Here is a 26044-nt window from a genome sequence, read left to right as displayed (position 1 = left end):
ATGAATTGATACGGAAAGGAGCATCGCATGATGGATTTTTCCAAATTCCACCCGTATGTTTATTACGCTACGAAGTATCCGTTCTACCGGGGACAGACAAGTCTTAACCGATACGTTTACGCGAGCTCTATTTATTTCGTTACGGAGGGAAAAGGCATTTTTCGTCTCGGGGGCACCGAATATGAAGCTTCACCCGGCATGATGGTCTATATGGAACCCGGTCAAGCACATGACTGGATTGCGGATGCGGACGAGCCTATGATGCATGTATGCTGCTATTTCGATTGGCATTACGTCGACCGCACGGAATCGTTTAAGGATGAGGCAGCCCCTATCTGCTATGACCGGAATATGCTGAGAACGGATCTTCTTGGCGAGACATTTCCATATCCGCTGCCTGAAGTCTCAAATGTAGGAGCATCGCTGTTAAACTGGACCGATCTGCTGCAGAGGAGCTTTATCTCTAACGAGCATACGAATGAACGGACTTTTTTGCGCAGTATGTCGGCGCAGAGCCATTTTGCTGAATTCGTCCATCAATTTCTCGCGTTCTCGCTGCAAGATTCCCATATCCCTGATCCTCGTATCAGCAAGCTGCTGGAGCGAATAGAAGCCGAGCTGCTCGGCGGCGCCGAAATCGAACTGGAGCGGTACTATAATGAAATTGGCGTCAGCAGAGGCTACTTCTTCGAATTATTCAAGCGAACAACCGGTCTGTCGCCGGTCCAGTACATCAATCAGTTCCGCGTTAGCCGGGCAAAAGAGGATCTGCGCTCGTCCAACCTCAGCATTATGCAAATCGCGGACAAATATCATTTTAGCTCCGTGCATTACTTTTCCAGAACGTTCCGCAAGTACACCGGCAAATCGCCTCAAATGTTCCGCGAATCGGAACCTTAACAAAACAACAAAACCGCGATCTACGCGGTTTTGTTGGGAATAATGACGTTTGATTTCCTCTGATGGCTCTATTTACTCATCCCATTGGGAATGAAGCACGCTATGGCAAAAATTAGGACGTTTGAATCCCGGGAGAAACATTTCGCACACATCGGCGTTAATCGTGCCGTAAGTCGTTTCAGGCTTATGTTTGAAGCCCTCCAAAAAGGCATGCAAGATGTCATGCTTGAAATTGTCCCGCGGAAAAGCTTGGACAACCTGCTCCCGTAATTCAGCCGAGAAGAGATCGAAGTTCTTCCCCACTACATCGTATCCCACTCCAAAATTCATAAGCGCAGCTTCCGCTTCCTTATATTCCACGATTCCGATGCTAGTATGAAGGGCTACCGCATCCCAGACCAGTCGAATGTTTTCTTCCGGCACTCCGCGACTGTGCAGAAAATAGCGGGCTGCATTTGCCCCATCGACTTCAAACCGCTTATCTGCGCTTCGGAATGTTGGGGTAAGACCAATATCATGAAACAGCGAACTGATGTACAGCAATTCAGGGTCATATTTAATTTGATTCAGATTACCCTTCATTGCCGCAAATAAAAATACCCGGTTCGAGTGGTTCCACAAAAGCTCATCCCCATGCTCGCGCAATAGCTCAGCTGCTTCTATGGCCAGCTTACTATCCGGGATTTTTATATCCGCGATAAAATTGGACATCTTCAACCTCTCCTCTACTCCTCTATTTTAGAGTTCGAAGACTATCGAACTGACAAGTTCATTCTATGAAAATCAAATTGATTTATCAATATCGCTGTTTCTATAAAAATGATAGACTAATTAAATCAAATAAATCATAAAAAACCGCGATCTACGCGGATATTTATGAGATTGCTTATACATACCCCTCTCTTACACGGTGCTTTGATCCATCAACAACGAAAGAAACTGCCGGGTACGGGCTTCGCGGGGCTGACTGAAAATTTGCTCCGGCAGCCCCTCCTCCACAATGGCGCCTTCATCAAGCAGCACAATACGGTCCGCCACTTCGCGGGCGAACTTCATCTCGTGGGTAACGATAATCATCGTTCTCCCCTCTTCCGCCAATTCCCGAATGACCCTCAATACCTCGCGGACGAGCTCCGGGTCCAGCGCGGAAGTCGGCTCGTCGAACAGCAGCAGCTCCGGGTCAGTAGACATCGCCCGGGCAATGCCTACCCGCTGTTGCTGCCCTCCGGACAGCTGATGCGGGTAAGAATCGGCACGCTCAGCCAATCCGACCTTCGCAAGCAATTGCAACGCCTTTGTCCGTGCTTCGTTCTTTGGTTTGCGACGAACCGTTATTTGGCCTTCCATCACGTTCTGAAGCGCAGTGAAATGAGGAAATAAGTGATAGGCTTGGAACACCATGCCTGACTGGCGGCGCAACGCCAGCACATCCGCCTTTCGCGGCTTCGAATTCGGCCGGAATTCGAGCCGAACCTTCCCGATTCCGACAGTCCCCGATGTAGGCATCTCGAGCACATTTAAACAGCGCAGCAAGGTTGACTTTCCGGAACCCGAAGGTCCGATCAACACAAGCACCTGCCCCTGCTCCAGCGTCAAATTGATACCGCGAAGCACAGGAGTGTCGCCGAATGATTTGGTTAATTCGCGTACTTCGATCATTGGGGATAATCCTCCTAAGAATGAACCGCACCGGTTAAGCCGTGTAATATCGATTAAAAAAGATTTCCAGCTGCCGTTGCAGCAATGCCAGTATCGAGCAGAAAATCAAATAGATCAAAGCGACCTCGCAGTAGATCAACAGCGGCTCGTAGACAGCCGCAGTGATTTGCTGCCCTTTTTGGAATAGCTCCGTAACCGTCACCGTTGCCGCCAGCGATGTGTCTTTTACCAAGGAAATGAACGAATTGGATAGCGGCGGCACCGAGACCCGTGCCGCCTGAGGCAGGATTATGCGGCGCAGCGCCTGCAATCTCGTTTCCCCAAGCGAGAACGCCGCTTCCCATTGTCCCTTCGGAATGGATACGATTGCCGCCCGGATGATCTCCGATCCATAGGCACCCACGCTAAGCGTAAACCCAATGACCGCTGCCGGGAACGCGTCGATTAGAATGCCTACGCTGGGAAGCCCGTAGAAAATAATGAACAATTGGACCAAGAGCGGAGTCCCGCGTATGATCCAGACGTAGAACCTCGCTATCCAAACAATCGGATAAAAATCCGACAGCCGCGCGAGTGCCGTTAATAGCGCCAGCACAAGTCCCAGCGCGAATGAAATCAACGTAAGAGGAACCGTGAATGCGATTCCTGCATGCAGCAGGGGCAGGAAGGAATCGGTGAAAATATCCAGGTTAGTTCGTTCATTCATGATACCCTACCCGCCCTTTTATTTCGAAACGTCCTCGCCGAAATAGGTTTTGGAAATTTCCAAATACCGGCCGTCCGCCTTCATTTCTTTAATCGCGTTATTTACGGCAGCAACTAGCTCGTTGCTTCCTTTACGGAAAAGCATGCCGCTCTGCGACACCTGGTCCGTCTCCGCAACCACCTTTATTGGAACGTCAGGACGCGCTTTCTTCAAATCCAGATAGGATAATTTATCATTGATCGTCGCATCAATCCGTCCGGACGTGAGCAAATCGATAGCCTGATTGAATCCATCCACCGCAACAAGCTGCGCTCCGTTCGCTTTGGCAATGTCGCCAAGATCGCTGGTAAGCGACTGGCCGGACTTTTTCCCTTTGAGATCGGTCAGGCTTTTGATATTCGTATTGCTTTCCTTCACAATCAGAACCGCCTTAGACAGGATATACGGGTCGGAGAAATCGTATTTCGCCTTCCGGTCGTCTCGAATGGTGACTTCGTTTGCCACCATATCGAAGCGCTTCGCATCCAATCCGGCAAGCATACCGTCCCACTTCGTTTCAACGAACTTCGCCTTAACCCCAATGCGCTTAGCGATTTCCTCGGCGATTTCGACATCAAACCCCGTCAACTTGCCGCTTGCGTCATGGAACGTAAACGGTGCGTATGTACCTTCCGTGCCGATTGTGATCTCGCCATTTGACTTAATCGCCTTCAGTGAATTATCGGATGCCGCGTTACCGCTATTCGTCGTATTTCCCGTACCGGCTGTCCCGTTGTTCCCGTTATTAGTGCCGGTATTTGCGCCGTTATCGTTGTTTTTATTGCCGCATGCCGATCCGCCAAGCAGAATAACCGCGAATAACAGCATGAAGCAGATATTTTTACGCCAAGTCTTCATATGCGAGTCCTCCCTTTCTTTGAGGATAGTATTCCAGCCTCTCCCTTTGGTTATCCCCTTCATTCGCTTCTGCTTGCCGCATTAAAAAACCGCCCCTAAGGGGCGGTTTCCTCGCAGGAAAAACAAGCTTAGCTGTGAACCAAGGTTGGCTTAACGCTGCGAATATGGTTGATGTAATCGGCTTTGCTCTGAGCAAGCCGCTCGTCGGTCAGATTTGAAGCATCGTTTAAGGCGAAATGCGGCAGGTACTCGCAGCTGATGAAATGAGCCAATGCTTCGACTGGGCGCAGAATTTCTTCAAGCGTAAATCGATTAAACCCTGAATGCTGATACGACTCGTTTGTACCGTAGGTTGAAACGGCAACGCCAATTTCTTTGCCGGCTATTTTACTGCCATCGGCTCCATACGCCCATCCGTATTGCAGAACCTCGTCAAACCATTTCTTTAACAAAGGCGGCGTGCTGTACCAATACAACGGATATTGGAAAATGATCCGGTCGTGGGATTCGATAAGTTTTTGCTCGCGGGCAATATCGATCTTTTCGTCGGGATACGTCGCGTATAATTCGTGAATCGTGATATCTTTATGGTTTTGCAATTCTTCGCGCCATGCCTTATTAACTCTTGAAGCCGTCATATTAGGATGAGTGATGATGACCAACGTTTTCATTGTTTATCCTCCATTCAATAAGAAGCGTAAGCATTCCGTTGTTTAGAGTACCCCGGAATTCAGCTTATTATCGAGAAGGCTTGAGTCAGGCAAGCATTAACAGATCTTTAAAATCTCATTTTGATCATAAACAATAAATAGTAAGTAACCGGAAATCCAACAATAGCCGATATGACGGTGATCGCAGTCATGACCCTGTTCTTATTTCGCAATATAAAGAGTAAAAATCGGTAAACGATAAGGCCAATACATCCGCCTATTGAATTTAGAATGATATCGTCGATATCCGCGATTCCAATGCCTAAAAGACCCTGGGTGATTTCAACGAACAAACTCAACGCTATAATAGACAAAACATTCGTTATGTTATTTTTCTTAAATAAAGGCAGATACACCCCAAGAGGGAAAAAAATAAGGATATTGCCAATCACATTTGCAAAAGCGAATCTTTTTAAATTAGGCGTGCTGCCGGCTATGAATTCCGTTATGCTGTGAAAGGGTACGAGATTGATAGACCTCGTTATGCTCCTTTCCGTATTAAAGATCTCCGCTATCGAAACTCTCGATAGGAATAATATTTTTAGTAACACTATTATGTAGCAGATGCAAACGCCATATAAAATGATGGTTTCTATTCGTTGTCGCGTATTCATAAAATCTCCTTCTATGCATCCTTCGTTATTACGGGCAAGAGCATCCAAAACAGAACGCCGTCCGTCGTGTTTTCCAAAGCAAAATCAACGCGCATGGATTCTAACGTTTTGCGGACAATGGCTAGTCCCAAGCCGCTACGTTCCTTATTCCGGCTCCTCGCTTTATCTACCCGATAGAACAGATCGAACAGCTTCGGCAGTGCCGCATCGTCAATTCTCACCCCCTTGTTCAAAACGCAAAGACGGCATTGACCGGCGACGGTAGCGCTCCATACCCGGATCTCCCCGCCGTGCGGCGTATTTTGCACCGCGTTTAATACGATGTTTGAAAGCACCTTATTTAACATTTTAGGATCTGCCAGGCAGGTCTGCCCTTCAGGAATATCCGTAACGATACGTTGCCCTTTTGCCTCATACAAGGGATGAAAATGAAGCAGCATGTCGTTAACGATACGCCTGATGTCGAGTTTTTCGGGAGCGGGTACGATTTTTCCGTCGTTCAGACTGACAATCTCCAAGATATCGGAAATCATTTTGCCTTGCGCGTCCATCATCTTTAAGCATTCTCTCAGGTATTTGGGATGGTCTTTGTAATCGCCTATATTTTCAAGCATTCCTTCCAGCAAAACGCTTGTTGCCGCGACAGGCGTTTTTAGCTCATGGGAAGCCGCGGAGAAGAAGTAACGCTGCGTTTCCTCCAGCTCGCGTTCTCTCAAGATTTCGTCCTCTAATTGGGAGATGGTTCTCTTCAGCCTGTCGTACATGGAATGAACGTCGCGTGCCAATACCCCAAGCTCATCCTTGCGCTCCGGGAGAGGCGGGACCTCTTCGAGATTCGCCATCTTGGTTGTATTATCCGCCAAAGCTTTGATCGGTTTCGTCATCTGGCGGGCAAAGATAAACGATGCTAGGACGCAGACGACTAGCATGCCGGACAATATAACCATCACGCGCGCAATCAAGTTACCGTATTTAAGCGAAAACACATCGTCGTTGAATACGTGGAGCGCATAGCCGTTTCCAAGATAAACGAGGAACGAAGATCTTTCTCTCTCGGCCTTTATGTCAGTCAAACTGCTGGCTGGATTAGCGGCAGGCGTTACATAAACAATGCTGCCGCCTTCGTCCGTAATATAGAAACGAAACGATTGGTTTCGAGCATGGAATTGATCCGCGATCTCCGTAATATCGGCATTCCCTTGTGACTGTTCAATTAACTGCTTGTATGTTCCGCTAATTTTCTGGAGTTGGAGGCCGGAATAATAAGACATGATTTGCGTTGAAAATAGAGCTGCCGTCGCGCCAACCAGCAACCCCGAGAAAATGATGGTGTAAATGAATACTTTGATGAATATTCCGCTTCTTCTCAAAGCGTGTCTTCCTCCAATCGGTAGCCTACGCCTCGTGCCGTCTTGATGATATTTTCAGGCAGCTTGGCCCGCAGATTTTTGATATGCGTATGCACGGTGCTGCCGTCACCGTCATAATCGTAGCCCCACACTCGCGATAAGATGATTTCATGGGATAACGTCCGGCCCCTATTCTGAACCAATAGCATAAGGATCTCAAATTCTTTGAGCGTCAGGGGCAGCTCTACGCCACGGTAAAGCGCTCGGAAATCATCCGGAAGAAGCGTCAGGTTGCTGCAGCGTATTTCTTTTGCCAACGCGCCGCTTCGCCTGAGCAGCGCTCCCGCGCGTTTTAGCAAAAGCTGAATCTTGAATGGCTTTGTTACGTAATCGTCCGCTTCCGCGTCGAACGCCTTGATCTGGTTTTCATCGTCCGATAGAGCGGTCAACATCAGTATGGGCGTATTATTCAGCTTGCGAAACTCCCGTAATAGCTCATGGCCATTCATACCGGGCAGCATGATGTCGAGAATGACAAGCTGGTAAATCTGATTATAAAATTTTTTGTACGCTTCGTTGCCGTCAATGCAGACGTCTACTTGATAGCCGGCTTCGATTAAAAAGGTTTTGACGGTATTGCCTATATGTTCGTCATCCTCGACAAGCAGAATTCGTATGTCCATAAATATTCCTCCTGAAAAAAATAGCATGCTCATCTGTAGTTTAACTGTAGTTATAAGATTTTTCTCATCCCCTGTCAAAAATACGAAAAGCCCTTATGCAAGGGCTTTTTCCGAATCAGCATGATTAGAATGGCTTAACGACCATAAGTACCAATATAACAACCATCAGCAGCTGTGCCGCAATCTCAATGGGTACGATCTTTTTTATCCCTAATCTGAACTCGGCCGGTATTTCCTTACTGTGGTCCTGGCTTTCCGCAGTAAGCTTAAAGATCTTCTTCATACGCGGCTCAATCCATCCATCAATCATGACGACCATGGCGAGCGATAACAGAATGGCCGTATTCAGCCATAATTGAGATAACCCCAACTTGGTTATGATCATAAGACCAATACCGGTTAAAATGAGTACGGTTCCGCCGATCTTGAGAATAATGGTAAGTTTAGCCGTCACACCTAAAGCAAAGTTCAATTGACCGACGGTTCTAGCGGATCTTCTAATGATAGGCATTACGAATGCGGGGCCAATGACGGCGATCGAAGCGAATATATGAACGACCAGCAGTAATCCAAACAAGTTATTATCTCCTTTCCCCTTAGCGCACCGTGATATGGCTTTGATAAGCTAAACCAACTCTTTTTCTATAAAAAGCTCCTCCGAGTTCAAGATGGTCCAACATGCATGTTACGACATCATCATAGGTTACATCGAGTTCTTGAAGCCGGCTGAACAAGTGACCGGCTATATCAGCCTCGGAATATTCCTTGATCGTCTCCGGCATCGGAATGGGCAAAGCATCCGTTGTAACATGCAGATGAGAATGTGCCAGCAGCTCGTTTGACTCGATCATTGTACCCGGACACATGATGGACCAGTCAAGCTTCGTCTGCTGCAGCCTTTCGAGATTCCGGTTGTGATTCCTATACTCGGGCGGAAAGCCGGGTAAATGGTTACCGATAAGGTCCGTATTCGGAATATCCAGCAGGCCTGCTCCTCCCATCATCCATACCCGTCCAGAGAAGCTGGATTGCCATTCGCATTGGCTGATCATGTTATCGACCATACGAATAAACTCTTCTCCCTGGCCCGCATGGCCGGCCGCAAGAATAGCGGCGTCTTGATGCGCGAGCGCCTCACCGACACTCGCCGGGTCCAAAATATCGTCTGCGATCACCTTCACATGCTTTGCGTAATGCTCGCCTAGCTGCTCATAAAGCTTTTCGGCATTTCGCACGAATGCGGTCATTTCATGCCCCCTTTTTATCCCCAGAACCAACACTCTTTTTCCCGTATTGCCGGTCGCTCCAAAAACAATCATTTTCATTGTTGATTCCTCCTCTTGAATAAACCCTAATATTGGTTAATTCAAGCTTAGCACCGCTTCAAAATGTTGTTAAGATCCCACTTTAAAGTAGGGTACTAACTTAAAAGTAAGTATCAGGATTGAAGCCGCAGGAATACAAAAAAAAGCTGCCCGGGATGTGGCAGCCTGTTGTTTGAACCAGCTCTATGACGCTGACTCTTCATATTTCCGCTTATTATGATTTTCTCCCCAAGCACACATCGCTTCCGCTACGGGAATCAAGGTTTTGCCATACTCGCTTAGCGAATATTCTACCCTTGGAGGGACGTCGGGATAGACCGTTCTGTCGACAATGCCTTCTCGTTCCAAATCACGGAGATGCTGCGAGAGCATTTTTTGGGATACATCGGGTATTAGCTTTTCCAGGTCGTTGAATCTCTTCTTGGATTCCATCAGATGCCATAAAATCAGAGGCTTCCATTTGCCGCTTAAAACATGAAGGAGCGTCTCGACCGGACATTCACGCTGATGAATCATTGACGAATCATCCCCTTACATATGAAGGACTGTATTGCCTGAAATTAACATAATAAAATTTTATGCTAGCACGGCAATCAAGTCAATCATTGAAAGACCTAATGACCTTATTCCTTCACCATTCGGTTCGTAATGCTGCCGAGTTTCTCAATCGAGATCGTGACCATGTCCCCGTCCTGCAAATAAACTTGCTTCTCCGGCGGGTAACCAAGCACGACGCCTTCCGGCGTTCCTGTAAGAATGATGTCTCCCGGCAATAGCGTCATATGCTGGGAAACGTAGTTTACAATCTCTCTGCAATGGAAGATCATATCGGACGTGTTGGAGTTTTGGCGTATTTCTCCGTTTACGGTCGTTTGGATCGCCAGGTTGTTTGGGTCGCCTACTTCATCCGCCGTGACCAAGTAAGGACCAAGCGGAGAGAAGCCATCGCATGATTTGCCGAGCAGCCATTGTTGGCTCCTCATCTGTAGGTCGCGCGCGGAAATATCGTTGACGCAGCAATAACCGAATACATGGTCCAGCGCATTTTCTTCGGAAAGATACTTTGCTTGCTTACCGATGACGATAGCGAGCTCGGCCTCGTAATCCACTTTGCTCGATACTCGCGGGAGCGGTACATCGTGTCCGTGCCCCGTCAGCGTGTTGTTGAACTTGTTAAACAAAATCGGATATTCCGGAATCGCCGCATTTGTCTCCTCCGCGTGGCGGCGGTAATTGAGTCCGATACAGATGATTTTTTGCGGGTTCGTGACGCAAGGACCGTAGTTAAGCGAATCCTCTTCGAGCCAATAGGAGCTCGCGCGAGCGGCGGAAGAGGCTTTTTCCGCAAGCCTGCTAAGCGCTTCGACAGCCGGCTTTCCTTCGGCAATGACGGAATGAACATCCGTTGGCACCTTGCCGGCCATACCGAGCTCCCGTGCAGAGGAAGCGACGTCGAGTACGCCTAGGTCCGTTTTAATTCCAAGTTTATATTCGCCGTTCTCTATAAAGGTTAATAGTTTCATAAGTTCCTCCTAAGCATTTTTTCCGAATACGACGCCCCCGTCGATATATAACGGGGATCCCATCATGAATTTAGACTCATCCGACGCGAGGAATACGGCGGCTTGCGCAACGTCTTCCGGCCTGCCCAAGTCACCGCTCAGCTGGCGTTTGCGCAGAGATTCGTAGGCTATATGGGGATCGTCATACGATCTTGCTAGAAAATCTTCAACAAACGGCGTTAGTATCGTTCCTGGCAGCAAGGCGTTTACGCGTATGTTGTAAGGGGCGTAATCAACTTGCATCGATTTAGTAAGGGCCAGCACGGCGCCCTTGGACGCCGAATAAGAGGCGCGGCGAGCAAGTCCAATCTCCGCAATGCAAGACGACATATTGATGATATTACCGGTCTTACGCTCCATCATGCCGGGAAGGACGTATTTGCTCATTAGAAAAACGCCGCGTACATTGACTTCAATTACCTTGTCCCATTGCTCCGGCTCGGTCTCGTGGATGGCGCCGACACCGCTGATTCCCGCATTATTGAAGAGCACGTCGATACGGCCGTATTTCTCATGCGATTGTTTTACAAGCTCTTGCACAGACTGCGGATCGGCGACGTTCGCTTGAATGAATGTCGCCTTGCCTCCTTTGTCGCGGATCTGCTGCGCGGTTTCCTCTCCGTTAACGGCATCAAGGTCGTTCACGATAACGAAGGCGCCTTCCTCGCCGAAACGAAGCGCCGTACTTCTGCCAATTCCCGATCCCGACCCGGTGATCAAAGTGACTTTATCGATTAATCTCATGGGGTGCCTCCGAGATCTTATTGTTAACGAATGCGATATTCGTCGAAGTATCGAGGTAAGATGGTCGTTGAAGCACCAGGCATTTGCGGCAGCACGTAATGTCCGTCCTTCACCGTTGCGGGCTCTTCGAAAATATGCCGGATCCACGGTATATATTCGAGCATGATGGCGCTTGGCGTCGAGGCGACGAGGTGCTGGTGAATTTGGCCCATATCGCCTACGTGAGGACAAATCGGCACGTCATAGGCTGCAGCCAAACCGGCTACTTGAAGCCATTCGGTAATACCCGCGACGCGGGTTACGTCCACTTGGCAATACTCTAACGCGCCATTGTGGATATAATCCCGGAAGGCATACTTGTTGTACACGTGCTCGCCTAAAGCAATCGGTACGTTAAGTTCGTCAGCAAGCTTTTTATGTCCCATAATATCGTCCGGATTGAGCGGTTCCTCCAGCCAGAACAGATCGAATTCCTCCAGCTTTTTGCCCCAAGTCATCGCCGTATTGATGTTCCATTGCTGGTTGACGTCGATCATGAAGATCACATCGTCGCCGATCGCTTTGCGCACTGCCTTGCAGCGATCATAATCTTCGCGGGGATCCGGCTTGCCAACTTTGATTTTAACACCCGTAAAGCCCGATTCGACAATCTCCGTTACGTCTTTAAGCAATCGTTCCTGTGACCAATTAAGCCAGCCGCCGTTGGTGTTATAGGCTTTGATAGGTTTGGATTTCGCCCCGCCGAGGTACTGCCATAATGGCTTGTTTGATGCCTTCGACATGATGTCCCAGAGCGCGATATCTACCGCTGCCAAAGCCATGTGAGTCACGCCCGAACGTCCGATCCAATGCATTTTCCCGAAGCGCATCTCATTCCACAACTCTTTCACCATAAACGGATCTTTACCGACGAGAAGCGGAGCGTAGTATTTGTCGATCGTATCGACGATCATATCGTCGCCGTGCGCGCAAGTACCCGTGTAACCGTAACCAATAAATCCTTCATCCGTATGGATGCGAACGCCGGATAATCCCCAGTGCGTGGCTACGTTAATGGCATCGGTAATCGGGGGTGTAATCGGGACATGCAGAACAAAGCTTTCTACTTTTGTGATTTTCATCTTCACAAGCTCCCTCGTATGTATATTATGGTTATCTATTAATAACCAAGCGAAGCGCCGCCGTCGACGGGAAGAGCAACGCCCGTCACGAAACCGGATGCATCGCTGGCCAAAAAAAGTGCGGTCTGAGCTACTTCTTCCGAAGTCGCAGGTCTGCCCAAAGGATGCATGGCGTTCAAATTCCGGACGGTTTGAACCGGATCAGCCTGTTGGCTGATCCATTGCTCCAGCAATGGCGTCGTAACGCCCGCGGGACAAATGCTGTTAACGCGAATGCCGTAGGGGGCGTAATCCAGTGCCAAAGCCTTGGTCAGGGCGTTCATCCCGCCTTTGGTTGCGGCATAGACCGGATTCATTTTTTGTCCGATCAGACCATTCAGCGAAGACATATTGACGATCGATCCCCGCGTTTTTTTGAGTTCCGCGATGGAATGCTTGATCATCAGAAAGACGCTTTTCAGATTCACGTTGAAAATTCGATCCCATTCCTCCTCTTCAACCTCTTCCAGATATTTAGGCATGATGGCTGCTGCGTTGTTGACCACAATATCGATGCGTCCGAATTGAAGCACCGTCTCTTGCATAAGCCGCCGAACCTCTTCGTCCTTGGACACGTCGGTCTGAACGGCGATGACGCTTCCGCCATTGATCTGAATTTGTTCAATTAAACGTGCTGCATCGTTCGCTTTCCGGTCAGCTATAACCACGTTTGCTCCTTCCGCTGCGAATAAGCGGACGATGGCTTCACCGATGCCGGATGAACCTCCGGTGACAATAGCCGTTTTACCCGATAACTTCATCTTTAATCCTCCTTTATCATGTATCGTACATGATTCGAGATAAAAAAACTTATACAAAGAACGCACGCGTCCGTTTGTACGAGTTTTCCAGATGCTGCTTGAGTGCTTGTTCCGCTGACTGCTGATCCCTTACCGTCAGGAATTCAACGATCCGCATATGTTCTTCCCACTCGTCTTGAATGAGCTGAGCGTTCAAATCCTTTTGGTACAAGGCCAAATATCTTTGAATTTTCTCAATATAAGACTCGATCAAGCTTTTCAACGATTGGTTGCCGCAGTGATTCAGAATCAAGCCATGCAAGCTCTCATTCATCTGAGCAATAACCTGAATGCGCTGCTCGCCCGACGATAGATCGGAACGCGGGAACTCTTCCATCTCTCTTTGCAATTGTTCCAATTGGGAAGCCGGAATCGAATGAACAGCTTTGCGGATAGAGAGACACTCCAGCTCCATTCGGATTTCGAACATCTCGTCCAGTTCTTGCAGCGACATCTTGGCTACGAACATGCCTTTGAATGGCACCGTGTCCACCAAGCCCTCGGCTGCTAATCGGGACAGCGCTTCGCGAATCGGGATGTTGCTGACTTCAAGATTGCGGGCCAACTGATCGATATTGATTTTCTCGCCTGGCGCAATCTCGTGGTTTAGAATATGGCTTTTAAGCAGCGTATAGATTTCTTCCGTTAGTACGTAACGATTTAAATTTTTTTTCATCACATCATCGCCTTGCCGTTTCATATATCATACACGATTCATTCTAGCTAATGTTTCCTTTTATTGCAACACTGTATTTCTCCCCCCTTTTCTATGACGTTACCATCTTACATTCATCCATCCGTTCTGGCTTTCTGTGCGATAACGTTGAACCCACTGCTCCTCATACTCATCAGCGAGCTTATCGAATGCCGGCGGAGCTATCTTCACGCCTTCTGTCTGAATGCCGAGATACTGAAGCACTCTCAGGACCGTACCTTCATAGTCCTCAATGAAGTCTTCGTAGACAACAGTCATTGGGGATATACCGTTTTTCGAGAAGAAATCTTCAAGCGCAGCCTCAAACATGACACTTTCTTGAATGAGATGATGAATCGCATCGTAATTGTATTGGTCTTCAAGGTTACATTCCTTCGGCTGTGTGCCTGCGCTTCGATGCCATTCTTCGGATACGATGGCTCTCCACCACGATACGGCTAGTCTTACTTTGTTGCGCCGGGTCATGAAGATATGTTTGCTGCAATTCGGGAAGGCGGTACTCCACACCTCCGCGCTCGATATTTCGGATGACAGATTGAACATGTCTCGGAATGCATCGATCCATCGCTGCTCGTAACCGATTTTAATGCCAAAGATTCCATTCGGCGTCGTACCATGCTGCCATATATTCTCCAGATTTTCTAAACGAAACGTTACAGGATCGTTCCACCCGTAATGCAGCCATTCTGATGGGTCGCCTGCTACGCCTGTTGAAGCGAGCGCTTTATTGAGAAGCGTGCTGCCCGTGCGTTGGGAGAACCATATCGTATAGCTTTGCTTTGGTTTTTTCATTGAATCTCCTGCTCCTTTTTAATGAATTGAATATTTACGATCAATAAATTCAACAAGCTGCTGCGCGCATTGCCCGATCGACCGATGCTCCGTATCCAGGATTAGTTCCGGCTGCGCCGGTGGTTCATAACGTGCATCAATGCCGGTAAAATCTTGGAGTATACCTTCTCGTGCCTTACGGTACAGCCCTTTGGGATCTCGTTGTTCGCATGTGTCAAGCGAGCATCGCACATACACTTCCGTGTACGAATGCGCATCGAAACGCCTTCGAATCTGCGCTAGCATTGCCTCCGTGGGCGTAATCATCGGAACGAGGACGATAAAGCCAACATCCAAGAACATGGCAGTTACCTCAGCTGTACGCCGCAAGTTTTCCGTTCGATCCGCCTCTGTATATCCGAGATCAGAATTTAGCCCTGCCCGCAGCTTATCGGCATCGAGCACGGCGCAATGATAACCGCGATCGAGCAATAACCGCTCCACCCGCTGACTGATTGTCGTTTTGCCAGAGCCGGATAAACCGGTAAACCATACAACCCCGACACGGTGGTTAGCGGCAAGCTTACATGGATGTTGCTTGATCATACTCTCTCCTTTCTGGGCAATAACTTGATTATTAATGGGGAACGTTTTCTATTTTAGCAACCGCTCCTCATCCAAGAATAGGCAACAAACCGTTCAACCCATTCTTGACCTACACGAAAGCCGCATCGGAGCAGGTCCTATGCGGCTTAAGGTTATAAACTTCTTCTATTTTGTTTTGGCATATACTATTTTTTTAATCGTGTCGCATGATAGATAGAAGCGTTCCGTAAGCTGCTCGATTGTCGCTCCTTGCGAGAATAACTCCCGCATTTCGCCATTACGCTGTTCAAGCCTCTGTCTTCCGCCAGATTTGACGCCCCAGCCTATACGGTCTCCCTCAGCCTTCGGCACGTACATCATGACGCCATTCATATATTTCTGAACTTCCCGCAGCAGCTGCTCCGGCAAGACCATGTCCGCTTTAACATATTTCATGATAGTTGCTCCACTCCTACGTAATAGATTCCATTACACTAGGGGCAAAGCCTATCACTATAAACGTTCAAGCTGCCTAACACACAGGCGGTTAATTAAAACTGATATTACGCTCTATACAAACAACCGCCGTTGTTTATAGTGTAGACTTTGCACAGAGCAGCGTTTCTTCGATCATCGGCAGTACCTCCTCATTCGCATCCATTTATCGTGTTCCTTATGATTGAGATATTAAAGTTAATTCCTTATATTGTAAAGGGATACTCTATTTTTCGAGAGGCTCTCTGACCATTATCCCCCTTCGATGCTTATCTGCTGTAAAGCAATGGGAAATATTCATTATTGAAAGGCTGCCCGTCATAGGGCCGAGGACCTATTAATCGAACATTGTCATGTCTGCCCCTGCCCGATTTGTATACTGTATCTCCGGGCATCAGATGCGCAACAATGGAAAGCCGCGGTTGCTCTGACAGATTTGGTCCGGAACCGTGGAATGTTAATCCATGGTGGAAGCTAGCCTGGCCGGCTTTCAATATGCACGGCTCATCCTTCCATTCCCCCAACCCGGAAAACTTCTGTTTAAGTCCGTCCAGATCCTGGTCGAAAAAAGCAGCGCTCCCTTCAACGACTCCCCATTTGTGGGAACCCAATATCGTTCTCATTCCCCCATTGCTTAGATCGGTATCCTGCAAGGCAATCCAGACGGTTACCATATTCGATGTACTGCTGCATTTCCAAAAGCCATAGTCCTGATGCCATCCAACATTGCCCGCCATCGTTTCCTGACCTGCTGCACTAGGCTTGTAGATGACTTGATCATGCCAAAGTCTAATCGAGGATTCACCGATCAAATCAGCGGACATGCGTCCTAAATCCGGATGGGTAACAACATGTTTAACCTCGTCATTAATCCACCAGCCGTTATCGTGTTTTCGCAACGCTATCTTATTCTCGGGAATGCGAACATCATGCATGGGGTAACCGTCGCCATCGAAATCGGATGCCCATATCCGTTCATGAGCCAGTCGAAGCTTTTCAATCGTCTCGTCATCAATAAGCTTAGGGCTGATCCAATAACCATCGCGTTCGAAATCCCGTTTATCTTGCGCAGTTACTTCATAAGGAATAAAACCCATCATTCCACCTCTTCGTCTATAATTGTTGATTCTCCCTTAAGATATCAACTTTTTTAGACTTTGACTTCCCGGAAACTATCGAATAGGATTTTGTACATAGATATGATTTGACACAAGGAGACTTGCCAATGACAGCCGGGAAAGACCGTTCGGGACGTTGGGTATATGATGGGGAGGAAAAAGGCAATTCCGGTGCCGTACAGGTTCCGGAGCTTCTCATGCTTGGCTATGATCATTTCACCGAAGCGCTAAGATTGTCTCATCATGAGCATGATGGAGCCTTTGAATTTGTGTTCGTAGAGAGCGGGAAAGTAACTTGGGAGGTCAATGGACAGGATTATGAGACAAGGGCCGGCGAGATGTTTCATACGCGGCCGAATGAGCCTCACCGGGCGCGTATGGACTACATGGAGCCCTGCTCGATCTGGTGGATGATTGTAAAACGGCCTTCAGCGGATTCCTCATGGCTTGGTTTAAGCGCGATTGAAGTCGATGCCGTCATAGAAAAACTGCATAATCTGCCTAGGGTTTTGCGGACCAATAATCAATTGAAAATAAGCTTCCGAAGGCTGAAGCAAGTTCTTCAAACGGAAGCGCAGCCCTGGCTCAAGCTGAAAGTCCGCCATATGGTGCTGGATCTGATTCTTAACATGACCGAGCCTCCTCCGGATTTGCATATCCCGGAAGATCTGCATGCCGCTTTGCGTTCCATTGTGGAAAACATACAGCGAAACCCCGAGAAGCATTGGAACAACCGGGACATCGCTGCCTCCATTGGGGTGAGCGAATCCCATTTTTACCGATTGTTCCGGGAAAGCTTTGGCCAGTCGCCTTCTTCATTCGTGGAACGTTCACGCGTAGAGTATGCCGCTCAGCTATTGGCGCATTCAGATACTCCCATTACGAGCCTTGCTTTAAGTCTTGAATTCAAGACCAGCCAGCATTTCAGCACAGTGTTCAAAAAAGTGACCGGCATGACTCCCAGCAAATGGCGGGCTGCGCATCATAAACCAACCTAGCATTAAATGAATTTGATCAGCATGAGAATGGGACCGATTCCTTAATGACATGTCCAGGAGCGGGCTCAAACGGAACGAAGCCGGCCATATCCCGCGCCCGGCATTCGATTCGGCCATTCCGCCCTGCAAGCAGCACGTTCCGCGTTTCGGACGCCCGGTCAGTCGGCAGCATGTAAGCCGATACGTGAGTGAAAGATTCACGCAGCGTTGCGTGAAGGGCGCCAATCAGCCGGTCGCTAGGTCCTTTGCCGGTCACGTTCAGCAAAATCATCCCTCCGGAGTCGAGCTTCTCCGCGGCTGTCGCAAAGAAACGGTCCGTTGTCAAATGCCTCGGTACGCCAGTGTCCGTGAAGGCGTCCACGATGATGCCGTTGTACAACTCCGCTTCCTCGCCTTCCAAAATACGGCGTCCGTCACCGATCGCGATCAATTCCCCGGCGGAACCAAAATATTGTCGGCTGGCTTGGACAATTCGTTCGTCGAGCTCCGCGGTCTTGAACCGTTCGCCCCGGCAATGCCGGGCGATCGTCCCGATCCCGTGTCCGATTTGAAATACGTTCTCCAGCCCCGGTTGGTTATGTTCCAGCAGATGGAGGATCGCCCGTGGATATTCGAATACGATCCGCTGTGGATCGTCCAGATCTAGCGCTCCCTGCACGGCCGCATCCGAAAATTGCAGCACCCGGAAGTTTCCCTTTTTTCCAAAGAGCTCGTCTACGTCGCCCACGACAAATCCGTCGCGCTCTTCATCCATGGCTGCTTCATAAAGCACGCGCATGCCGCTGGCCTCCTTTCGTTATAACTTGCGGTACAATCCGATTACTCATTGCAGACTTGTTCCTATATTCTTTACTTCGTTAATACAAACTGGTCTAATAGCTTGCCGTCCACGTCATAAGCCTTGTAGCTCAAATTGTCCCCGCTTACACGGATGCCTGCAAACATCTGTTTATAGTTTTGGAAATGAACCTTCTGGTAGAACAGGTCTTCCTTCTTCTCGTTGAATTTTTGACCGGAAGTATTTGTCACCACATACACGGTTCCTTCGTTTTCGCTTACGATCTTGTTGTTTCTTAACGGATAAGAACGGGCATATTCATGATTATGGCCTTGCAGGACGAGATCAACCTTGTATTTGTCGAATAGCGGGACGAACTGCTTCAGCACCGACTCCTTCTGATTTCCCGCGTAAGGCCCTCGATGGAGGGAGACGATAAGCCACTTTTTGTTCGCAGCCTCAAGATCTTGCTCCAGCCACTTAGCCTGGTCTTTAAGTTTCGATTCCGTGTTTAACATGACGAAATGAGCTTCGCCATAATCGAAGGAATACGTTGTTCCGGCGATGGAGCTTTCCGAGCCGTTGTCGGGTACATTGAAATGGGAAACAAAGCGCTCAGCTTTATCATCAACTTCGTCATGGTTTCCGGTTACGGGCATGAACGGAAATGAAGCGACCCATTGTCCAGCTTCGCCGAATAGATTTTCCCAACCCGTTTCATCGTCGGGATTCTCTGTCAGATCCCCATTATGAACAATAAAGGAGGAATCGGGAAACGTTTGAAATGCTTTATTGAGCGTTTTACCCCATGCCTGGAAATCACTAAGGGTGATGCCCTGAGAGTCCGCTACGTTGATAAATGTAAAATCAGTTGTCCCCTCTTGCTCTGTCGTGAATTTATAGACTTCGCTCCAGTGCTCCTGCTTGCCATCCCCTACCCGATAAGCATACGTTGTTCCCGGAACTAGTCCTGTTGCTTCCGCTTTATGAACTCCTTGAATTCCGGTATCCCCGGTATCTATGGAGTCGCTTGTTCCCTTAAATGCAAGCACACCGGCCTCCTCGAAAGTAGGCGTATCTGTAGACAGGGACGGTACCACTTGGAGCACGGTCCCGAATCGGGGCTTTGCGTGTACCAGGTGAATGCCCGGCTTGTATGAGGATCCGACTTGAATGTCGTCACGAGCGAGACAGGCGACCAAGCGGAGGATGACGTTTTCGCCCCGCCTTCTCTTTGCTGACCGATCAATATCCCGAAACCAATGGCCGATAAAAGAATGATGAAAAAGATGGATATTTGCCGGATTTTTCGAGGTGGAATCATTGCAATATCCTCCTTTCCCGTAAAAAATAAAAAAGCCTAAAGTATACTTAAAGGTTAAGCATACGCAGGCCTAAATCCTATTTGTTGATCGGCAGACTCATTTCAACCATCGTTCCTTTCCCGACTTCACTCTCGATTCGCATCGTTCCTTTATGATTTTGGATAATCCTCATCGAAACCATTAATCCCAACCCTGTTCCTGTTTCTTTCGTAGTGAAAAATGGATTGCCGATCTTGGCTATGTCATCATTCGGTATTCCATACCCCGTGTCTTTAATTCGAATGTTTATATGATTCCCCATTTGCTTAGCTTGCAGAGTTACTTCTCCGCCTTTAGGCATGGATTCGATGGCATTTTTAAAAACATTAATAAAGACTTGATTGATACTGCTTTGACATTGAATCAACGGCAGATTGGCGTCGAATTCCTGCTTTATTTGAACATTGTATAGGTTGGCTTGTCCCTCGAATAATCTTGTAACGTGAGTTAATAGATGCACCAGGTCCCTTAACTCATAGACCTCATTCGACGGCTTGGCTAACACAAGAAGCTCGCTTACGATCTCATTGATTCGGTCGATTTCCGATATCATGACATCATTACGCAATTTCTTTGAACCATCCCTATCCTCTTTCAAATACATTTGCATAAATCCTCGCAGGCTGGTTAGCGGATTTCTAATTTCATGAGCGATCCCGGCCGCAAGCTCGCCGATTAAGGAGAGCTTCTCCGATCTCCGGATTAATTCTTCCGAATGAACCCGTTCGGTTACGTCGCGTCCCATGCTGATCACATGCTGAATTTCTCCCGCGGCATTTCTAATTTTTTTAGAGTGAGCTTCTTGCCAGATGTAATGGCCGCTTTTATGCCGAAGACGGTACACGAATATTCTGCTATCCGAATGGTCGGGATTGCCCCGCCTTAACCAGCCGCCGTTCAAATCATCCGGATGCCAATACTCATAGGCGTGCTTCCCTATTAGTTCTTCCGGTTCGTATCCGATCTGGTAACGGGCAGCTGGCGAGACATACGAGATAATTCCGTCGGGAGTTAATCGTAATATCACGTCTTGCGAGTGCTCCGAAATAAGCATGTGCAGCTCTTCAATCCTCTTGTACTCTTCTTCCTTCTTTTTTTGCTCCGATATATCTACGATTTGGGAAATGAAAACATGATTGCCATCAATCCCTTGTACATCCCTCTCGACAGTCACATTTAGAAGTCCCCAAATGATGGTCCCGGATTTATGAATATACCTTTTTTCGATTTGATCACCATCGATCTCACCCTGTACCATTCTACGCCATAATTCCAGATCTGCTTCTAAATCGTCAGGATGGGTGCCGGAAAAAGCGGTTTGATTTATTAATTCACTTTCGTTATATCCTAACATGCTGCATAAAGAAGGATTAGCTTTTAAATAACGTCCATCAAACGATAACAAAGCCATCCCAATTGGAGATTTCTCGAATGCATGCAAAAAAAGATTATGGCCGTTAAAATTTGGATACATCTAATCCTCCGTTGAAAAGCAGTTGATCCTCAATAAGGCATTATACCAGCCAATCTCATTTGCTTCCATATCTCTTGCTTTTCCATGCACGGATATTAGCCGGCAATATGAACGGAGCATTCCGCAAAACAGGAAAATTGTACCTGAAAGCGCTTAACTGTACCTTGTCCGGGACTCCTCGCAGCCACTATGATCGGAGCAAAGAAAGCGCTGTCTTGCAGGGTTTCTCCAACCGGAGAGCTACGTTTTCTTGACGACAATTTATCAATGCGAAGGAGAGGAATTCATGAAGGTACAGTACAAAGCAAGGTATGCCGCAAGGTTGTCCGAAGCATTCAAACCGGCTGGCGCGATTATCCTGGGACTCGCCCTGCTGCTGACCGCCGTCTTCGGCGGTTACGGCTTTCTGCCACCCCGAGTCGCGGAGGCTGCGAACAACGGATTGGCTCTAAAGCCGCTTATGGGCTGGAGCAGCTACAGCATGCAGGTGTATTCCGGCAACGGCGCTTGGATCACGGCGGCGCAGATCAAAGCGCAGTCGGACGCGATGCATCAGAAGCTGCAGTCGCATGGGTACGAGTATATTAACGTGGACGCGGGATGGAATGGCGGCCTTGACGGCTACGGACGGCCCGTGCCAAGCACGACGCTTTATCCGAACGGATTGACTGACGTCATTAATTACGTGCATGCCAACGGACAAAAATTCGGCCTCTATTTCATTCCGGGTCTCTCCCCTCAAGCTTATGACGCCGATCTGCCGATCTACGGCGCCCCGGGCTGCTCGATGCAGGACATCGCCGTCCAACCGCTGACAACCGCGGATTATTGGGGGTTGGACTACAAAATCAACTTCGGAAACGCATGCGCCCAAAAGTACATTGATTCTATCGCGGATCTTATCGATTCCTGGGGCGTCGATTTCGTGAAATTCGATAGCGTTACCCCCGGTTCCGGTCATAACGATACGTCGATTGACGCTCGCGGCGACGTGGCAGCCTGGTCGCAGGCGCTCAGCTCGCGCGGCATCTGGTTCGAGATCTCGTGGGCGCTCGACCATAACTACGTCGATTATTGGAAGCAATACGCCAACGGCTGGCGCGTTGACTGGGACGTAGAATGCTACTGCGTCAATACGGCGCTCACGAGCTGGCCGAACATCGCTCGACTCTTCCCGGACGCCGCTGTCTGGTGGCGGGATGCCGGGCCGGGCGGCTGGAACGACTTCGACTCGCTTAACGTTGGCAACGGAGCGATGGACGGCTTGACGCAGGATGAGCGGCAGACGGCAATGTCGCTGTGGGCGATGTCCTCGGCACAGCTGTATACGGGCAACGATCTGACCAACCTGGACGCTTTTGGTTTGTCGCTTTTAACGAACGATGAAGTCATTGCCGTCAATCAGGCCGGCCGGCCAGCCCATCCCGTATCGACCGCGTCTAATCAACAAGTCTGGTACGCCAATAACGGCGACGGAACGTATACCGTCGGATTGTTCAACCTTGGGTCCTCCGCCGCTACCGTGACGGTGAATTGGAACGACATAGGTCTGAACGGCGCCGCTGCAGTGCGCGATCTGTGGAGTCACAACGACCTTGGATCGTTCAACGCGGGATACAGCTCCGTTAATTTGCCGCCCCATGCATCGCGGCTGCTCAAGGTGACTGCTTCCGGCGGTTCCGTAACCGCAAACGACGATGATACCGGTGTCAAATACACAGGCTCCTGGCAGCGCAGTTACAACCGCGGGCTAGGCGACTATCAGGACGATGTGCATTTCACCCAGGCGAACAATGATTCTTTCGAATATACCTTCCAAGGTACCGGTATCGATCTGATTACCGAGAAATCTCCCGACCAAGGAAATGTGGATATCTATCTCGACAACGTATTAAAAGGAACAGTCAGTACGTATAACAGCGTGAGGCAGCTGCAGCAGACCGTGTACAGCGTCAGCGGATTGACGAACGGTACGCATACGCTAAAGGCAGTCAAAAAATCCGGTTCTTATATGCTGCTGGACAAGTTGCGCTTCTTTGTAGCATCACCACTCGCTGTAAACGATACGGACCCGGGTATTTCCTATTCGGGAGCATGGTCACTTAACAGCGCCAGGGGCTTCGGCGATTATCAGGATGACGTCCACTTCACGCAGACCAACAACGATTTCGTGCAATACACGTTCAATGGGACGGGAATAGACCTCGTCACGGAGAAGGATTCTGCCCAAGGCGACGTCGATATTTACATTGATAACGTGTTCAAGCAAACCGTAAACACCTACAGCCCTTCGCGCCTCGTCCAGCAAACCGTGTATAGCATAATGGGGCTGACAAGCGGTACTCATACGATCAAAGCCGTAAAAAAATCCGGCACGTACATGCTGATCGATCAATTCAAAATCAAAAGCCCGCGCATCCAGTATAACGATACCGATCCCGGCATCGTCTACACCGGTTCATGGTCGCTGAACGGCAATCGCGGCTTCGGCGATTACAACAACGACGTGCATTTCAGCCAGACGAACAACGATTCCTTGCAGTTCGCGTTCACGGGCACCGGCGTCGAGCTCATTACGGAGAAGGACGCGTCCCAAGGCAACGTTGATATCTACATCGACAACGTCTTGCAGGCAACGGTTAACACGGCGAGTACCACTCGGCAAGTTAACCAAGTCGTGTACCAGGCGACGGGCTTGACGAGCGGAAGCCATACGCTTAAGGCCGTTAAGAAGTCCGGCACGTATATGCTGCTGGATTCCATTCGGGTTACGCCGTAATCGTTTGCAACAAAAATAATAAGGCTGCCGGAATTGTCGGCAGCCTTGTCTGTTGTCTTATGCTTCTTTTATTTTTGTCCATCGGTAATATGTTTCTCCGTCGAAGCTTAACATTGCCACATATTTCTTGCTTTCCTTTCCCTTGATGCTGTAAAAGGTATTCCCGGGAGGTGCTGCACATTCCGGTACACTGCAGTCTACGGGGATATTTCCAATTTTCTCGCCAATTTGTTCTTTGGGTACTTGTACATCAGTAAGACCGTATGTTTTATCTTTAATGGTTACAGTGTATACGTAACGTACACGATCAGTGGAGTTTGCTTGGAATGAACATCCCGTTATGATGGACAAAGCCAATAGGACCACTAGCATTTTCTTCAAATCGTATCCCCCTTTCATTCGTATCTCCTTAAAAAATAGTATGACATGAATACGTTACCTACTTTTGGAAGTTGCGCTGTTCCCGGATCAAACTATTCACAACCTTCATATAAAATTAACTCTCCCGGTTTGAAGGAATTGACAGTTCTTCTCTCGAAAACAATGGCAAGCACTCACGAAAGGAACATCTCATGATCTCTCATTCCGACTTCATCCTCAACGCTTTTATTATTTTCCTGCCTTTGATTTTTTACGGACCTTTCAATAAACGTAAACACCCGCTTTTCGTTTACGTTTTATTTTTGATTCCCCTGATTATTACAATGACCTTTCCCGTCAAAATCTTCGATTCGGTGCTTGATCTCAGAGCTATTCCTCTCGTCATCGGTTCGCTCTACGGCGGCATTTATACGACCTTGCTTCTATTTGGCAGCATGCTGACGTACAGGCAGATCTTGGGCGGCATCGAGCTTTTTCATTACTTCCTTTCGCTGCTGCCGACAATCGTTCTGCTGCTGCTTCTCATCAGGACATACGAGAAAAGCGGCGCCAAAAAAAGAATGCTGCTTGCTTCCGGTATATGCTTTTTTTTGCGCGTGACGGTCGTCAATTTTTATGCCCTGCTCGAGGGCAAGGAGACTTTCTTTATGGCTTCGTTCATACCAAGTCTGCCTATTATCCTCGTTCAATGCGTCATGGCGGTCATGCTGGTATTCATGATTGAAACGATCCGCTCGCAGAATCGGATGCAAGAAGAAATTATCCAAGCGGAGAAAATGAAGGTTGTCAGCGAAATCGCAGCTTCGGTCGCGCATGAAGTCCGCAACCCGTTAACGTCCGTCCGCGGTTTCATCCAACTGCTGTCCAATCCGGCACTAAGCGAACATAAACGCAAAGAATTCTCCGCTATTACACTCGAGGAGCTGGACCGGGCGGAATCAATCATTTCCGATTATTTATCTCTTGCTAAACCTCAGATCGAGAGATTCGAATCCATCTGCCTGGATGAGGCACTCTCCAAGGCGGCACAAATCCTGAGCTCCTACGCGAATATGCAGAACGTAGAGATCATCACGAACATAAAGCATCCCGCAACGGTATACGGCAGCAAGTCCAAGTTCAGGCAGGCCATCATCAATATCGGCAAGAACGCAATCGAGGCGATGCCCGCCGGGGGGAAGCTATCTTTGTCTTATACGGTCAACGAACCCAGCAACAACGTCATCATTTCAATTTCCGATACCGGCATCGGCATGAACGAGGAGCAGCTTAACCGTCTGGGGGCGCCCTATTATACCACCAAAGACAAGGGTACCGGTCTTGGGACCATGGTTATCTTCAGCGTCATTCGGGGAATGAACGGCAAGATCGAGGTCCATAGCAAGGAAGGCGCCGGAACCACGTATCACATCACGCTTCCGTTGAATGAACAGGTATGATTTTTCGGAAAATCAAAAACCGGAAACGAATGTCGTTT

General features: G+C 48.6%; 28 protein-coding genes. 4 read left to right on the top strand and 24 right to left on the bottom strand.

Going from position 1 to position 26044, the window contains the following annotated elements:
* Positions 1 to 27 precede the first annotated feature (27 nt).
* Positions 28 to 900 carry an AraC family transcriptional regulator gene (locus PGL01S_RS19950; protein WP_244935670.1) on the top strand — a complete coding sequence of 291 codons (873 nt, stop codon included), beginning with the start codon at positions 28 to 30 and terminating at the stop codon, positions 898 to 900.
* A 72-nt stretch (positions 901 to 972) separates the two neighbouring features.
* Here PGL01S_RS19950 and PGL01S_RS19945 read toward each other — a convergent pair whose 3' ends face one another.
* From PGL01S_RS19945 to PGL01S_RS19850, 20 genes are all read right to left on the bottom strand, one after another.
* A complete protein-coding gene (locus PGL01S_RS19945; protein ID WP_127496334.1) occupies positions 973 to 1611 on the bottom strand; it encodes an HD domain-containing protein in 639 nt (212 codons plus the stop codon).
* 192 nt (positions 1612 to 1803) lie between these two features.
* The gene (locus tag PGL01S_RS19940; RefSeq protein WP_127496333.1) at positions 1804 to 2559 is read right to left on the bottom strand and encodes an amino acid ABC transporter ATP-binding protein; all 756 of its coding nucleotides are present in this window, start codon (positions 2557 to 2559) and stop codon (positions 1804 to 1806) included.
* Between the two features lie 34 nt (positions 2560 to 2593).
* Positions 2594 to 3265 carry an ABC transporter permease subunit gene (locus PGL01S_RS19935; RefSeq protein ID WP_127496332.1) on the bottom strand — a complete coding sequence of 224 codons (672 nt, stop codon included), beginning with the start codon at positions 3263 to 3265 and terminating at the stop codon, positions 2594 to 2596.
* An 18-nt stretch (positions 3266 to 3283) separates the two neighbouring features.
* Positions 3284 to 4162 (bottom strand): amino acid ABC transporter substrate-binding protein, encoded by an 879-nt coding sequence (locus PGL01S_RS19930; RefSeq protein WP_127496331.1) that lies wholly within the window; start codon positions 4160 to 4162, stop codon positions 3284 to 3286.
* Positions 4163 to 4290: 128 nt separating this feature from the next.
* Positions 4291 to 4833 carry an NAD(P)H-dependent oxidoreductase gene (locus PGL01S_RS19925; protein WP_127496330.1) on the bottom strand — a complete coding sequence of 181 codons (543 nt, stop codon included), beginning with the start codon at positions 4831 to 4833 and terminating at the stop codon, positions 4291 to 4293.
* 107 nt (positions 4834 to 4940) lie between these two features.
* The gene (locus tag PGL01S_RS19920) at positions 4941 to 5486 is read right to left on the bottom strand and encodes a VanZ family protein (protein ID WP_127496329.1); all 546 of its coding nucleotides are present in this window, start codon (positions 5484 to 5486) and stop codon (positions 4941 to 4943) included.
* Between the two features lie 11 nt (positions 5487 to 5497).
* Complete coding sequence (locus tag PGL01S_RS19915) at positions 5498 to 6856, bottom strand: sensor histidine kinase (protein WP_127496328.1); 1359 nt, start codon at positions 6854 to 6856, stop codon at positions 5498 to 5500.
* The gene (locus tag PGL01S_RS19910; RefSeq protein WP_127496327.1) at positions 6853 to 7518 is read right to left on the bottom strand and encodes a response regulator transcription factor; all 666 of its coding nucleotides are present in this window, start codon (positions 7516 to 7518) and stop codon (positions 6853 to 6855) included. Before PGL01S_RS19910 ends, PGL01S_RS19915 begins: the two co-directional genes overlap by 4 nt.
* 124 nt (positions 7519 to 7642) lie before the next feature.
* The gene (locus PGL01S_RS19905; protein ID WP_127496326.1) at positions 7643 to 8095 is read right to left on the bottom strand and encodes a DUF2269 family protein; all 453 of its coding nucleotides are present in this window, start codon (positions 8093 to 8095) and stop codon (positions 7643 to 7645) included.
* Positions 8096 to 8114: 19 nt separating this feature from the next.
* A complete protein-coding gene (locus PGL01S_RS19900) occupies positions 8115 to 8843 on the bottom strand; it encodes an NAD(P)-dependent oxidoreductase (protein ID WP_127496325.1) in 729 nt (242 codons plus the stop codon).
* A gap of 183 nt (positions 8844 to 9026) precedes the next feature.
* A complete protein-coding gene (locus PGL01S_RS19895) occupies positions 9027 to 9359 on the bottom strand; it encodes a winged helix-turn-helix transcriptional regulator (protein WP_127496324.1) in 333 nt (110 codons plus the stop codon).
* A gap of 107 nt (positions 9360 to 9466) precedes the next feature.
* Positions 9467 to 10366 carry a fumarylacetoacetate hydrolase family protein gene (locus tag PGL01S_RS19890; protein WP_127496323.1) on the bottom strand — a complete coding sequence of 300 codons (900 nt, stop codon included), beginning with the start codon at positions 10364 to 10366 and terminating at the stop codon, positions 9467 to 9469.
* A 9-nt stretch (positions 10367 to 10375) separates the two neighbouring features.
* Positions 10376 to 11149, bottom strand: a complete 774-nt coding sequence (locus tag PGL01S_RS19885; RefSeq protein WP_127496322.1) for an SDR family NAD(P)-dependent oxidoreductase — start codon at positions 11147 to 11149, stop codon at positions 10376 to 10378.
* Between the two features lie 23 nt (positions 11150 to 11172).
* Positions 11173 to 12270, bottom strand: a complete 1098-nt coding sequence (locus PGL01S_RS19880; RefSeq protein ID WP_127496321.1) for a mandelate racemase/muconate lactonizing enzyme family protein — start codon at positions 12268 to 12270, stop codon at positions 11173 to 11175.
* 38 nt (positions 12271 to 12308) lie between these two features.
* On the bottom strand, positions 12309 to 13070 hold the full coding sequence (locus PGL01S_RS19875) for an SDR family NAD(P)-dependent oxidoreductase (RefSeq protein ID WP_127496320.1): 762 nt from the start codon (positions 13068 to 13070) through the stop codon (positions 12309 to 12311).
* A 49-nt stretch (positions 13071 to 13119) separates the two neighbouring features.
* On the bottom strand, positions 13120 to 13785 hold the full coding sequence (locus PGL01S_RS19870) for a GntR family transcriptional regulator (RefSeq protein ID WP_127496319.1): 666 nt from the start codon (positions 13783 to 13785) through the stop codon (positions 13120 to 13122).
* Positions 13786 to 13884: 99 nt separating this feature from the next.
* On the bottom strand, positions 13885 to 14616 hold the full coding sequence (locus PGL01S_RS19865; protein ID WP_127496318.1) for a Stf0 family sulfotransferase: 732 nt from the start codon (positions 14614 to 14616) through the stop codon (positions 13885 to 13887).
* A gap of 18 nt (positions 14617 to 14634) precedes the next feature.
* Positions 14635 to 15201, bottom strand: coding sequence for an adenylyl-sulfate kinase (gene cysC / locus PGL01S_RS19860; RefSeq protein WP_127496317.1), 567 nt, complete (start codon positions 15199 to 15201; stop codon positions 14635 to 14637).
* A 165-nt stretch (positions 15202 to 15366) separates the two neighbouring features.
* Positions 15367 to 15636 (bottom strand): CD3324 family protein, encoded by a 270-nt coding sequence (locus PGL01S_RS19855; RefSeq protein ID WP_127496316.1) that lies wholly within the window; start codon positions 15634 to 15636, stop codon positions 15367 to 15369.
* 308 nt (positions 15637 to 15944) lie between these two features.
* Complete coding sequence (locus PGL01S_RS19850) at positions 15945 to 16775, bottom strand: phytanoyl-CoA dioxygenase family protein (protein ID WP_244935668.1); 831 nt, start codon at positions 16773 to 16775, stop codon at positions 15945 to 15947.
* A 125-nt stretch (positions 16776 to 16900) separates the two neighbouring features.
* Here PGL01S_RS19850 and PGL01S_RS19845 point away from each other — a divergent pair, with 125 nt between their 5' ends.
* Positions 16901 to 17791 (top strand): AraC family transcriptional regulator, encoded by an 891-nt coding sequence (locus PGL01S_RS19845; RefSeq protein ID WP_127496315.1) that lies wholly within the window; start codon positions 16901 to 16903, stop codon positions 17789 to 17791.
* A 16-nt stretch (positions 17792 to 17807) separates the two neighbouring features.
* Here PGL01S_RS19845 and PGL01S_RS19840 read toward each other — a convergent pair whose 3' ends face one another.
* From PGL01S_RS19840 to PGL01S_RS19830, 3 genes are all read right to left on the bottom strand, one after another.
* Positions 17808 to 18569: a spermidine synthase gene (locus tag PGL01S_RS19840; protein WP_127496314.1), complete on the bottom strand. Its 762-nt coding sequence runs from the start codon at positions 18567 to 18569 to the stop codon at positions 17808 to 17810.
* Positions 18570 to 18640: 71 nt separating this feature from the next.
* Entirely contained in the window at positions 18641 to 19621 is a 981-nt protein-coding gene (locus tag PGL01S_RS19835) for a purple acid phosphatase family protein (RefSeq protein ID WP_244935666.1), read from the bottom strand.
* 349 nt (positions 19622 to 19970) lie between these two features.
* Positions 19971 to 21407, bottom strand: coding sequence for a PAS domain S-box protein (locus PGL01S_RS19830; RefSeq protein ID WP_127496313.1), 1437 nt, complete (start codon positions 21405 to 21407; stop codon positions 19971 to 19973).
* Positions 21408 to 21693: 286 nt separating this feature from the next.
* On the opposite strand from PGL01S_RS19830, the gene PGL01S_RS19825 reads away from it, so the two are divergent.
* Entirely contained in the window at positions 21694 to 24186 is a 2493-nt protein-coding gene (locus PGL01S_RS19825; RefSeq protein WP_127496312.1) for a glycoside hydrolase family 27 protein, read from the top strand.
* 57 nt (positions 24187 to 24243) lie between these two features.
* On the opposite strand, the gene PGL01S_RS19820 is transcribed toward PGL01S_RS19825, so the two are convergent.
* Positions 24244 to 24567, bottom strand: a complete 324-nt coding sequence (locus PGL01S_RS19820) for a hypothetical protein (protein ID WP_127496311.1) — start codon at positions 24565 to 24567, stop codon at positions 24244 to 24246.
* Positions 24568 to 24758: 191 nt separating this feature from the next.
* Here PGL01S_RS19820 and PGL01S_RS19815 point away from each other — a divergent pair, with 191 nt between their 5' ends.
* Positions 24759 to 26006, top strand: coding sequence for an ATP-binding protein (locus tag PGL01S_RS19815; protein ID WP_127496310.1), 1248 nt, complete (start codon positions 24759 to 24761; stop codon positions 26004 to 26006).
* Positions 26007 to 26044: the final 38 nt, after the last annotated feature.

Source organism: Paenibacillus glycanilyticus NBRC 16618 (assembly GCF_004000805.1).
GTDB lineage: Bacteria > Bacillota > Bacilli > Paenibacillales > Paenibacillaceae > Pristimantibacillus > Pristimantibacillus glycanilyticus.
The sequence above is the reverse complement of the archived record's forward strand: the minus strand, read 5'-3'. Positions and strand labels throughout refer to the sequence as shown.

Coding starts and splice junctions, on each gene's coding strand:
- PGL01S_RS19815 (WP_127496310.1), top strand. CDS start 24,759: ATGATCTCTCATTCCGACTTCATCCTCAACGCTTTTATTATTTTCCTG.
- PGL01S_RS19925 (WP_127496330.1), bottom strand. CDS start 4,833: ATGAAAACGTTGGTCATCATCACTCATCCTAATATGACGGCTTCAAGA.
- PGL01S_RS19845 (WP_127496315.1), top strand. CDS start 16,901: ATGACAGCCGGGAAAGACCGTTCGGGACGTTGGGTATATGATGGGGAG.
- PGL01S_RS19850 (WP_244935668.1), bottom strand. CDS start 16,775: ATGATGGGTTTTATTCCTTATGAAGTAACTGCGCAAGATAAACGGGAT.
- PGL01S_RS19940 (WP_127496333.1), bottom strand. CDS start 2,559: ATGATCGAAGTACGCGAATTAACCAAATCATTCGGCGACACTCCTGTG.
- PGL01S_RS19885 (WP_127496322.1), bottom strand. CDS start 11,149: ATGAGATTAATCGATAAAGTCACTTTGATCACCGGGTCGGGATCGGGA.
- PGL01S_RS19890 (WP_127496323.1), bottom strand. CDS start 10,366: ATGAAACTATTAACCTTTATAGAGAACGGCGAATATAAACTTGGAATT.
- PGL01S_RS19865 (WP_127496318.1), bottom strand. CDS start 14,616: ATGAAAAAACCAAAGCAAAGCTATACGATATGGTTCTCCCAACGCACG.
- PGL01S_RS19855 (WP_127496316.1), bottom strand. CDS start 15,636: ATGAAATATGTTAAAGCGGACATGGTCTTGCCGGAGCAGCTGCTGCGG.
- PGL01S_RS19895 (WP_127496324.1), bottom strand. CDS start 9,359: ATGATTCATCAGCGTGAATGTCCGGTCGAGACGCTCCTTCATGTTTTA.
- PGL01S_RS19875 (WP_127496320.1), bottom strand. CDS start 13,070: ATGAAGTTATCGGGTAAAACGGCTATTGTCACCGGAGGTTCATCCGGC.
- PGL01S_RS19900 (WP_127496325.1), bottom strand. CDS start 8,843: ATGAAAATGATTGTTTTTGGAGCGACCGGCAATACGGGAAAAAGAGTG.
- PGL01S_RS19910 (WP_127496327.1), bottom strand. CDS start 7,518: ATGGACATACGAATTCTGCTTGTCGAGGATGACGAACATATAGGCAAT.
- PGL01S_RS19870 (WP_127496319.1), bottom strand. CDS start 13,785: ATGAAAAAAAATTTAAATCGTTACGTACTAACGGAAGAAATCTATACG.
- PGL01S_RS19950 (WP_244935670.1), top strand. CDS start 28: ATGATGGATTTTTCCAAATTCCACCCGTATGTTTATTACGCTACGAAG.
- PGL01S_RS19880 (WP_127496321.1), bottom strand. CDS start 12,270: ATGAAAATCACAAAAGTAGAAAGCTTTGTTCTGCATGTCCCGATTACA.
- PGL01S_RS19825 (WP_127496312.1), top strand. CDS start 21,694: ATGAAGGTACAGTACAAAGCAAGGTATGCCGCAAGGTTGTCCGAAGCA.
- PGL01S_RS19920 (WP_127496329.1), bottom strand. CDS start 5,486: ATGAATACGCGACAACGAATAGAAACCATCATTTTATATGGCGTTTGC.
- PGL01S_RS19930 (WP_127496331.1), bottom strand. CDS start 4,162: ATGAAGACTTGGCGTAAAAATATCTGCTTCATGCTGTTATTCGCGGTT.
- PGL01S_RS19840 (WP_127496314.1), bottom strand. CDS start 18,569: ATGCGCGTGCTTTATGAAGCAGCCATGGATGAAGAGCGCGACGGATTT.
- PGL01S_RS19935 (WP_127496332.1), bottom strand. CDS start 3,265: ATGAATGAACGAACTAACCTGGATATTTTCACCGATTCCTTCCTGCCC.
- PGL01S_RS19830 (WP_127496313.1), bottom strand. CDS start 21,407: ATGTATCCAAATTTTAACGGCCATAATCTTTTTTTGCATGCATTCGAG.
- PGL01S_RS19945 (WP_127496334.1), bottom strand. CDS start 1,611: ATGTCCAATTTTATCGCGGATATAAAAATCCCGGATAGTAAGCTGGCC.
- cysC (WP_127496317.1), bottom strand. CDS start 15,201: ATGATCAAGCAACATCCATGTAAGCTTGCCGCTAACCACCGTGTCGGG.